This window comes from Halomonas sp. (assembly GCF_014859505.1).
GTDB lineage: Bacteria > Pseudomonadota > Gammaproteobacteria > Pseudomonadales > Halomonadaceae > Halomonas.
Map to the genome: position 1 here is coordinate 1 of NZ_JACUUD010000100.1, position 10,242 is coordinate 10,242.

8 protein-coding genes and 2 tRNA genes are annotated in these 10,242 nt (G+C 67.3%); 8 read left to right on the forward strand and 2 right to left on the reverse strand.

Annotation, left to right across the window (positions count from 1 at the left end; all coding sequences use genetic code 11):
* Positions 1–69: 69 nt before the first annotated feature.
* Together fdxA and mutS are read right to left on the reverse strand one after the other, a co-directional pair.
* Positions 70–393, reverse strand: coding sequence for a ferredoxin FdxA (fdxA, locus tag IBX53_RS12295; protein WP_290909628.1), 324 nt, complete (start codon positions 391–393; stop codon positions 70–72).
* A 155-nt stretch (positions 394–548) separates the two neighbouring features.
* Positions 549–3,128: a DNA mismatch repair protein MutS gene (gene mutS / locus IBX53_RS12300; RefSeq protein WP_290909630.1), complete on the reverse strand. Its 2,580-nt coding sequence runs from the start codon at positions 3,126–3,128 to the stop codon at positions 549–551.
* A 106-nt stretch (positions 3,129–3,234) separates the two neighbouring features.
* Here mutS and IBX53_RS12305 point away from each other — a divergent pair, with 106 nt between their 5' ends.
* The 8 genes from IBX53_RS12305 to IBX53_RS12340 all read left to right on the forward strand — a co-directional run bounded on the left by IBX53_RS12305 (position 3,235) and on the right by IBX53_RS12340 (position 10,242).
* The gene (locus IBX53_RS12305) at positions 3,235–3,747 is read left to right on the forward strand and encodes a CinA family protein (protein WP_290909632.1); all 513 of its coding nucleotides are present in this window, start codon (positions 3,235–3,237) and stop codon (positions 3,745–3,747) included.
* A 105-nt stretch (positions 3,748–3,852) separates the two neighbouring features.
* The gene (gene recA, locus IBX53_RS12310; protein ID WP_290909635.1) at positions 3,853–4,917 is read left to right on the forward strand and encodes a recombinase RecA; all 1,065 of its coding nucleotides are present in this window, start codon (positions 3,853–3,855) and stop codon (positions 4,915–4,917) included.
* A 3-nt stretch (positions 4,918–4,920) separates the two neighbouring features.
* Complete coding sequence (locus IBX53_RS12315) at positions 4,921–5,409, forward strand: regulatory protein RecX (protein ID WP_290909638.1); 489 nt, start codon at positions 4,921–4,923, stop codon at positions 5,407–5,409.
* A gap of 134 nt (positions 5,410–5,543) precedes the next feature.
* Positions 5,544–8,153, forward strand: coding sequence for an alanine--tRNA ligase (gene alaS, locus IBX53_RS12320; protein WP_290909640.1), 2,610 nt, complete (start codon positions 5,544–5,546; stop codon positions 8,151–8,153).
* A 106-nt stretch (positions 8,154–8,259) separates the two neighbouring features.
* A complete protein-coding gene (locus IBX53_RS12325; protein WP_290909642.1) occupies positions 8,260–9,510 on the forward strand; it encodes an aspartate kinase in 1,251 nt (416 codons plus the stop codon).
* A 199-nt stretch (positions 9,511–9,709) separates the two neighbouring features.
* On the forward strand, positions 9,710–9,907 hold the full coding sequence (gene csrA / locus IBX53_RS12330) for a carbon storage regulator CsrA (RefSeq protein WP_119023335.1): 198 nt from the start codon (positions 9,710–9,712) through the stop codon (positions 9,905–9,907).
* Positions 9,908–10,021: 114 nt separating this feature from the next.
* A tRNA-Ser gene (locus IBX53_RS12335) sits at positions 10,022–10,114 on the forward strand.
* Between the two features lie 51 nt (positions 10,115–10,165).
* Positions 10,166–10,242 (forward strand) — tRNA-Arg (locus IBX53_RS12340).

Sequence of the window (10,242 nt, forward strand, 5' to 3'; positions counted from 1 at the left end):
TTTTTCGTCGTTGATCTTTTTCGTCGTTGCTTTCTTGCTTGCTGGCATCCGCGGCTGCGAAGGGCATTCTCAGCGCTCGAGCTGCTCCAGCTTGCCCGGCTTGCCGTCCCACTCCTCGGCATCCGGCAGCGGGTCCTTCTTCTCGCTGATGTTGGGCCACACCTCGGCCAGTTCGGCGTTGATCTCGATGAACGGCTCCTGGCCCTCGGGCAGCTCGTCCTCCGCGAAGATGGCCTCGGCGGGACACTCTGGCTCGCACAGGGCGCAGTCGATGCACTCGTCGGGGTGGATCACCAGGAAATTGGGGCCCTCGTAGAAGCAATCCACCGGGCACACCTCGACACAGTCGGTGTACTTGCACTTGATGCAGTTCTCGGTGACGACGAATGTCATGCCACTCTCCCTTCCTCGGACCGGCGTCGCACGGCCACTGTGGATAGTTGATAAACGGTTATAAAAGCCGAGTTTCTTATGCTAAGCCGGCGGTGAATCTGACCATTCTAGTCGCGGCCCCATGGCCTCGCAAGCGAAGGGGGTGGCGCGCCTCGCTATAAGGAATCCCGCCAGCGGTAGAGCAGCTCCAGGGCCTGGCGTGGCGTCAGGTCATCCAGGGCCAGCCCGCCGAGCTCCTCCACCAGCGGATGGGGAGCGCTGGCGAAGAGGTCGCTCTGCTGCGGTGCCGGGGGATGCTCACCGAGGCGCTGCGCGGTACGGCTGCCCTGGTCCACCTCCTGCTGCTCGAGCTGGGCGAGCTTCTCCCGGGCCCGGGCGATCACTCCCTGGGGCACGCCGGCCAGCTGGGCCACCTGCAGGCCGTAGCTCTGGCTGGCCGGGCCTTCTTCGACCCGGTGCATGAAGACGATGCCGTCACGGTGCTCGGCCGCGGTGAGGTGCACGTTGGCCACCCCCTCGGTCTGCTCGGGCAGGGCGGTCATCTCGAAGTAGTGGGTGGCGAACAGGGTGAAGGCGCGGGTGCGGGTCAGCTGCTCGGCGCTGGCCCAGGCCAGCGACAGGCCGTCGAAGGTGCTGGTGCCGCGGCCGATCTCGTCCATCAGCACCAGGCTGTGGTCGGTGGCGTTGTGCAGGATGTTGGCGGTCTCGGTCATCTCCACCATGAAGGTGGAGCGCCCACCGGCCAGGTCGTCCGAGGAGCCGATGCGGGTGAAGATGCGGTCCACCGGGCCGATCTCGGCGGCATCGGCCGGCACGAAGCTGCCGGTGTGGGCGAGCAGCACGATCAGTGCCGCCTGGCGCATGTAGGTGGACTTCCCGCCCATGTTGGGGCCGGTGATCACCAGCATGCGGCGGTCATCACCCATGACCAGGTCGTTGGGCACGAAGGGGGCATCGGAGACCCGCTCCACCACCGGGTGGCGGCCGCCCTGGATGGCGATGCCCGGTGCTTCGGCCAGCCGGGGTCGCACGAACTCCAGGGCCTGGGCGCGTTCGGCGAAGGCGCACAGCACGTCCAGGGAGGCCAGCGCCCGGCCACTGGCCTGAAGGGCATCGAGCTCGGCGTTGAGGGTGTCGAGCAGGCCGTCGTAGAGCAGCTTCTCCCGGGCGAGTGCCCGCGACTTCGCCGACAGGGCCTTGTCTTCGAACGCCTTGAGCTCGGGGATGATGAAGCGCTCGGCGTTCTTCAGGGTCTGTCGGCGCACGTAGTCCGCCGGGGCATCCCTGGCCTGGGCGCGGGGGATCTCGATGAAGTAGCCGTGCACCCGGTTGTAGCCCACCTTGAGGTTGGGCAGGCCGGTGCGCTCGCGCTCACGGGTCTCCAGCTTGACCAGGTACTCGCCGGCATGCTCGGCCAGCCCGCGGTATTCGTCGAGTTCGGGGTCGAAGCCCGCGGCGATCACCCCGCCGTCGCGGATCACCACCGGTGGGTTCTCCATCAGGGCACGATTCAGGGTGTCGGCGAGGGTCGGATAGGGACGGATATGGCGCCTGAGCTCGTCCAGGGAAGAGCCTTCGGCGAAGCCGGCAAGCTCGCGCTCTAGCGCCGGCAGGACGTTGAAGGCGTCGCGCAGCCGGGCCAGGTCCCGGGGGCGGGCGCTGTAGAGGGCGACCCGGGCCAGGATGCGCTCCACGTCGCCGATGGCCTTGAGCGATTCGCGCAGCGCCAGGAAGCCCTCGGCCTCCAGCAGCAGCGCCACGGCGGACTGGCGGGCCTTGACCCGCTCGCGGTCACGCAGCGGCCGGTTGAGCCAGCGCTTGAGCAGCCGCGAGCCCATGGGGGTGGCGGTGGTGTCGAGCACACTGGCCAGGGTGTTGTCGCCGCTGCCGCCCAGGTTGACGTCGATCTCCAGGTTGCGGCGGCTGGCGGCGTCGATGACCACGGCGTCGTCGCGAGTCTCGACGCCGATGGCGGTGACGTGGGGCAGCCCCGAGCGCTGGGTGTCGCGTGCGTATTCGATCAGCACACCGGCCGCTGTGATGGCGGCGCGGAGGTGGGCGCAGCCGAAGCCACGCAGGTCCTGGACCCGGAACTGGTCGCACAGCAGGCGGGTGGCGCTCTCGAGGTCGAACAGCCAGTCGCCCTGGCGGCGCAGGCCGCGCCTGCCCTCCAGCGCCGGGGGCAGGGCCAGGCTTTCGGCCACCAGCAGCTCGGCGGGGTCGAGGCGCTGCAGCTCGGCCAGCATCTCGCCTTCGCCTTCCACCTCCAGTACGCTGAAGCGTCCGCTGGAGAGCTCAAGCCAGGCCAGGCCGATGCGCTCGCCGGCGGCGTGCACGGCCACCAGCAGGTTGTCGCGGCGGGCGTCGAGCAACGCCTCGTCATAGAGGGTGCCGGGGGTGACGATGCGTACCACGCGGCGATCCACCGGGCCCTTGCTGGTGGCCGGGTCGCCGATCTGCTCGCAGATCGCGACCGACTCGCCGGCGGCCACCAGGCGCGCTAGATAACCCTCGGCGCTGTGGTAGGGCACGCCGGCCATGGGGATCGGCTTGCCGGCGGACTGGCCGCGCTGGGTCAGGGTGATGTCGAGCAGAGCGGCGGCGCGTTTGGCGTCATCGAAGAACAGCTCGTAGAAGTCGCCCATGCGGTAGAAGACCAGCACGTCGGGGTGCTCGCGCTTGATCGTCAGGTACTGGGTCATCATCGGCGTGTGGGGGGGGCTGGCCTGTGACATCGCGAATCCCTGTTGAGGCTCTGCACTCGCTGGCAAAAGCCAGTATTCTACCGTCCAGGCATCGGCTCCGTCAGGAGCGATTGCAGATGACCCAGGAGGCCACCCCATGTCCCGTTCCGCCGCCAGCCTTGCCAATCTCGATCTCATCACCCTGGCCGAGCGTCTGGGACGGCTCTGCCGTGAGCAGGGGGTGAGGGTGACAACCGCGGAGTCGTGCACCGGCGGCGGGGTGGCCAGCGCCATCACTGCGGTGGCCGGCAGCTCGGACTGGTTCGAGACCGGCTATGTGACCTACTCCAATGCCGCCAAGGGTCGTCTGCTGGGTGTGCCCGAGGCGCTGCTCGAGGCCCATGGCGCGGTGAGCCGTGGAGTGGTCGAGGCCATGGTGGCCGGCGCCTGCCGCGACAGCGGCGCCACACTCGGCGTGGCGATCAGCGGCGTGGCTGGCCCGGGCGGCGGCAGTGCCGAGAAGCCGGTGGGCACCGTATGGCTCGCCTGGGGCGATGCCGAAGACGCCCGGGCCGAGTGCCATTGCTACCCCGGTGATCGCCGCGCCGTGCGCGAGCAGGCGGTGCGCGAGGCGCTGGTGGGCCTTGTCCGCTGTCTCGAGGCCCGCTGAGCCGTCCCGCATCCAGACGGAATTTGCGCTGGTCCTGCCCGCCCTTTTTCGCCATACTACTGTCCAGTCATACAGTATTCGACACCCCCGATCAGGAGATCCGACATGGCCCAGGATGACAACCGCTCCAAGGCGCTGAACGCCGCGCTTTCCCAGATCGAGCGCCAGTTCGGCAAGGGCACCGTGATGCGCCTCGGCGACGCCCCACGCGTGGTCATGCCGTCGGTGTCCACCGGCTCGCTGGGGCTCGATATCGCGCTGGGCATCGGTGGCCTGCCGCTGGGTCGGGTGGTCGAGATCTTCGGCCCGGAGTCCTCGGGCAAGACCACCCTGTCCCTGTCAGTGATCGCCCAGGCCCAGAAGCAGGGCAAGACCTGCGCCTTCATCGACGCCGAGCACGCCCTGGACCCGAGCTATGCCGAGAAGCTTGGCGTCAACCTGGATGACCTGCTGGTCTCCCAGCCCGATAATGGTGAGCAGGCCCTGGAGATCTGCGACATGCTGGTGCGTTCCGGCGGCGTCGACGTGATCGTCATCGACTCGGTCGCGGCGCTGACCCCGCGCGCCGAGATCGAGGGAGAGATGGGCGACTCCCACGTCGGCCTGCAGGCGCGCCTGATGTCCCAGGCGCTGCGCAAGATCACCGGCAATATCAAGAACGCCAACTGCATGGTGGTGTTCATCAACCAGATCCGCATGAAGATCGGCGTGATGTTCGGCAGCCCCGAGACCACCACCGGCGGCAACGCCCTGAAGTTCTATGCCAGCGTGCGCCTGGATATCCGTCGCACCGGCTCGGTGAAGCAGGGCGACGAGGTCACCGGCAACGAGACCCGCGTCAAGGTGGTCAAGAACAAGGTGGCCCCGCCGTTCCGCCAGGCCGAGTTCCAGATCCTCTACGGCAAGGGGATCTACCACGCCGGCGAGGTGATCGACCTGGGCGTGCAGTGCAAGCTGGTCGACAAGGCCGGCGCCTGGTACAGCTACCAGGGCAACAAGATCGGCCAGGGCAAGGCCAACGCCGCCCAGTTCCTCGAGGACAACCCGGCCATCATGGAGGAGATCGAGAGCCAGATCCGCGCCCAGCTGCTCGCCCCGGTGGAGCCGAAGAAGGAGGAGACCAAGGAAGCGGTACCCGCCGACAGCGACAGCGACGACGACCTGCTCTAACCCATGAACGGCAAGGCCTCGGGCGACGCCACGCCCCGTGATGACGCCATCCGGCTACTGGCCAGGCGCGAGTATTCCCGCGCCGAACTGGTGACTCGACTCTCGGCGAAGGGACATGCATCGGAGGCCATCGCCGAGTGCCTCGACGCGCTGGCCATGCAGGGGCTGCAGTCCGATGCCCGCTTCGCCGAGAGTTTCCTGCGCTCGCGCATCCTGCGCGGCCAGGGGCCGCTGAAGATCCGCCAGGAGCTGTTGCAGCGCGGCATCGAGCGCGAGCTGGTGCGCAGCGCCTTCAGTGACCAGGAAGGGCAAGACGGGGTCGACTGGTTCGCCCTGGCCTGCGAGACCCTCGCCCGGCGCTTCTCCGGCCCCGGTGACACTCCCCGCGAGCGCGTTCGGCGCGAGCGCTTCCTGGCTGGCCGCGGCTTCGACTTCGTGCAGGTGCGCCACGCCCTGGATCACGCCTGGGACTCGGCATCGGATCTCGACTAGTTGCACGATCCGCCCCGTTCTTGCGGGTGCTGCCTCTTCAGTCCCTTGACAGCTGCGCTATAATGTCTCCCTTTGCGAACGCCCCGGGTGGTCTCGTTGCCGACGGCCACCCTGCCCATCGCCACGGATACCCCATGAAAAGCGCAGACATCAGACAGGCCTTCCTGAGTTACTTCGAGGAGCACGGCCACACCGTCGTGCCCTCCAGCTCCCTGGTGCCGGGCAACGACCCGACCCTGCTGTTCACCAATGCCGGCATGGTGCCGTTCAAGGACGTCTTCCTGGGGCGTGACCCGCGGCCCTACGTGCGGGCGGCCTCGTCCCAGCGCTGCGTGCGCGCCGGCGGCAAGCACAACGATCTCGACAACGTCGGCTATACCGCCCGCCACCACACCTTCTTCGAGATGCTGGGCAACTTCAGCTTTGGCGACTACTTCAAGCGCGACGCCATCCGCTTCGCCTGGACCTTCCTCACCGAGACCCTGGGCCTGCCGAAGGAGAAGCTCTGGGTCACGGTCCACATCAGCGATGACGAGGCCGAGACGATCTGGAAGGAGGAGATGGGCATCGACCCGGCGCGCTTCTCGAAGCTCGACGAGGACAACTTCTGGCAGATGGGCGACACCGGCCCCTGCGGCCCCAGCTCCGAGATCTTCTATGATCATGGCCCCGACGTGTGGGGTGGGCCACCCGGCAGCCCCGAGGAGGACGGCGACCGCTACATCGAGATCTGGAACCTGGTGTTCATGCAGTTCGATCGCGACGCCGCGGGCACCCTCAATCCGCTGCCCAAGCCCTCCATCGACACCGGCATGGGCCTGGAGCGCATCGCCGCGGTGATGCAGGGCGTGCATTCCAACTACGAGATCGATCTGTTTCAGAATCTGCTGGTCTCGGCGGCCCGCCACACCGGCCACGCCGACACCCGCAACCCCTCGCTGCGGGTGATTGCCGACCATATCCGCTCCTGCGCCTTCCTGATCGCCGACGGCGTGCTGCCCTCCAACGAGGGGCGCGGCTACGTGCTGCGCCGGATCATCCGTCGCGCCATCCGTCACGGCCACAAGCTGGGCGCCAAGGGCAACTTCTTCCACAAGCTGGTGGGGGCGCTGGACGTCGAGATGGGCGACGCCTACCCCGAGCTGCGCGAGGCGCGCCACCAGATCGAGCGCGTGCTGCTCAAGGAGGAGGAGCAGTTCGCCCGGACCCTGGAGCACGGCATGGGCCTGCTCGAGGAGGCCCTGGCCGACCTCGACGGCGAGGTGCTGCCCGGCGAGACGGTGTTCAAGCTCTACGACACCTACGGCTTCCCCTATGACCTGACCGCCGACGTCTGCCGCGAGCGCGGCGTGACCCTCGACGAGATCGGCTTCGAACGTGCGCTGGAGGCACAGCGCGAGCGCGCCCGGGCGGCCAGCCAGTTCGGCGCCGACTACGGCGCGGCGCTGGAGCTTCCCGGCGAGACCACCTTCACCGGGTATGACCGACTCGAGGATCGCGCCACCGTCACCGCCATCGTCGACCGCGAGGGCAACGCCCTGGCCGGTCTCGCACCGGAGCAGCGCGGCATCGTGGTGCTCGACCGCACTCCCTTCTACGCCGAGTCCGGCGGCCAGGTGGGCGACACCGGCTACCTGCACCTGTCGGGCGGACGCTTCCTGGTCACCGACACCCAGAAGCAGTCCAGCCACCACCTGCACCATGGCGTGCTGCTGGAGGGCCAGCTCGCCGTGGGCGCCGAGGTGCGCCCCGAGGTCAGCGCCGAGCTGCGGGGCGCCACCCTCCGCAACCACTCTGCCACCCACCTGATGCACAAGGCGCTGCGCCTGGTGCTGGGCGATCATGTGGCACAGAAGGGCTCCCTGGTGACCCCGGAGCGCCTGCGCTTCGACTTCAGCCACTTCGAGCCGATGACCCCGGAGCAGCTTGCCGAGGTGGAGCGCCTGGTCAACGATCAGATCCTGGCCAACGCGCCGACCCGCATCGAGCAGATGACCCTCGACCAGGCCAAGGCCAAGGGGGCGGCGGCGCTCTTCGAGGCCAAGTACGCCGACAGCGTGCGGGTGCTGACCATCGGTGCCGACGACTTCTCCATCGAGCTGTGCGGCGGAACTCACGTGGCGCGCAGCGGCGACATCGGCTGCTTCCATATCGTCAGCGAGCAGGGCATCGCCAGCGGGGTGCGTCGCATCGAGGCGATCACCGGCGAGGGGGCGCTGGCGTACTTCCGCGAGCAGGAGGCCCGTCTGGGTCGCATCGGCGAGCGCCTCAAGGCGAAGCCGGAGCAGGTCGAGGAGCGCGTCGAGTCGCTGGTGGAGCGCAACCGCGGCCTGGAAAAGGAGCTCGAGCGTCTCAAGGCCAAGCTGGCCAGCGCCGCCGGCAGCGACATGCTGAGCCAGGCCACAGAGGTCGCCGGCATCAAGGTGCTGGCGACCCGCCTGGAGGGGGTCTCCGCCAAGGAGCTGCGCAACGTCCTGGACCAGCTCAAGAACAAGCTGGGCTCCGGCATCGTGGTGCTCGGTGTGGCGGACAAGGAGGCCGGCAAGGTCAGTCTGATCGCCGGCGTCACCGATGACCTCACCGGCCGGGTCAAGGCGGGCGAGCTGGTCAATCACGTGGCCTCCCAGGTGGGCGGCAAGGGCGGCGGTCGTGCCGACATGGCCCAGGCCGGCGGCAGCGATATCGCCGCCCTGCCCGCCGCGCTCGAGAGCGTGCCGGCCTGGGTCGAGGCCCGCCTCCAGTAACGATCGGCAGGGCCGGTGATCGCAGGATCCCGGCCCTGTCTGCATGGGTTCACCTTTCACTCATCCGAGCGCCCCTGGCTCTCGACTCACGAGGGAAAATCGGCATATGGCACTATACGTACAGAAATTCGGCGGCACCTCGGTGGGCTCCGTGGAGCGCATCAAGGCGGTGGCCGAGAAGGTCAAGGGCTTCCGCGACAACGGTCACCAGATCGTGGTCGTGGTCTCCGCCATGAGCGGCGAGACCAATCGCCTGATCGGTATGGCCAACGAGATCAATGACGAGCCGACGCCGCGGGAGATGGACATGCTGGTCTCCACCGGCGAGCAGGTCACCATCTCGCTGCTGGCCATGGCCCTGCACAAGCTGGGCGTGCCGGCCACCTCCTACACGGGCTCCCAGGTGGGTATTCTCACCGACAGCGCCCATACCAAGGCGCGCATCCAGCGCATCGAGACCGACGAGATCCAGGAAGACCTGGATGAGGGCAAGGTGGTGGTGGTCGCCGGCTTCCAGGGCGTCGACGAGGAGGGCAACATCACCACCCTCGGTCGCGGTGGCTCCGACACCACCGGCGTGGCCCTGGCGGCGGCCCTGAAGGCCGACGAGTGCCAGATCTACACCGATGTCGACGGTGTCTACACCACCGACCCCCGTGTGGTCTCCCGGGCCAAGCGTCTGGATACCATCACCGTCGAGGAGATGCTGGAGCTGGCGAGCCTCGGCTCCAAGGTCCTGCAGATCCGAGCCGTCGAATTTGCCGGCAAGTACAATGTTGCGCTGCGCGTGCTGTCCAGCTTCGAGGATGGCCCCGGCACCCTGATCGTTGCTGACTCCGACCAAGACGAGGACTCCATGGAAGAACCACTGATCTCCGGTATCGCCTTCACCGCCAACGAAGCCAAGCTGACCCTGCTCAACACCCCCGACGTTCCGGGTGTCGCCTCGCGCATCCTCGGCCCGATCGCCGATGCCAACATCGAAGTCGACATGATCGTGCAGAACGTGGCGCCGGCAGGTGACTACACCGACTTCACCTTCACCGTCGCCAAGGGCGACTACAAGCAGACCATGCGCATCATCCAGGATCAGGTGATCCCCGACCTTGGCGGCGGCGAGCTGCGCGGCGACGACAACATCGCCAAGGTTTCCCTGGTGGGCGTGGGCATGCGCTCCCACGCCGGCGTGGCCTCCAAGATGTTCCGCGTGCTGGCCGACGAGAACATCAACATTCGCATGGTCTCCACCTCCGAGATCAAGATCTCCGTGGTCATCGACGAGAAGCAGATGGAGCTCGCGGTGCGCGCCCTGCACAAGGCCTTCGGCCTCGACAAGAGCGACATCGAGAGCGAATAAGCGTGCCCCGAGCGGCTGACACCTTCTACGCTGACAGGGGAGCCCGTGACGTGGCTTGCCTTCAACGGGGAGGTCGGGTGTCATCGGCTGCCGAATTGGTCACGGACGATGCCGTGCCACATAATGGTTCGGTGGACTGCCTGCGGCGAACATCCCGTTACTGCCGAGTTCCAGAACAAGCCTGAGAAGGAGATCAGCCATGCTCATCCTGACCCGCCGAGTCGGCGAGACCCTGATGATCGGAGATGACATCACCGTGACGGTGTTGGGTGTCAAGGGGAATCAGGTCCGAATTGGTGTCAATGCCCCCAAGGACGTCGCGGTGCACCGCGAGGAGATCTATCAGCGGATCCAGCGCGAAAAGGGCGAGGAGGCCGCTTCCGGCCACGACGACTGACGCCGCCGGCGCGCTCGTCCTCATCCTGCAGCCGGGAGGCAGTGACTTGAAAAAAGGGCGAGTGTGGCTGGACAAAGCGCTTCAGAATCGGTACGATATGCGCCGTGTCGATAGGGAGAGGTGGCCGAGTGGCTGAAGGCGCTCCCCTGCTAAGGGAGTATGGGGTTTATAGCCTCATCGAGGGTTCGAATCCCTCCCTCTCCGCCATGACGGCAAGACTCCGGTCTGGCAGTGATGGACGATGCGAGTGAAGACCGGGCGCCCGTAGCTCAGCTGGATAGAGTACCTGACTACGAATCAGGGGGTCGGAGGTTCGAATCCTCCCGGGCGCGCCA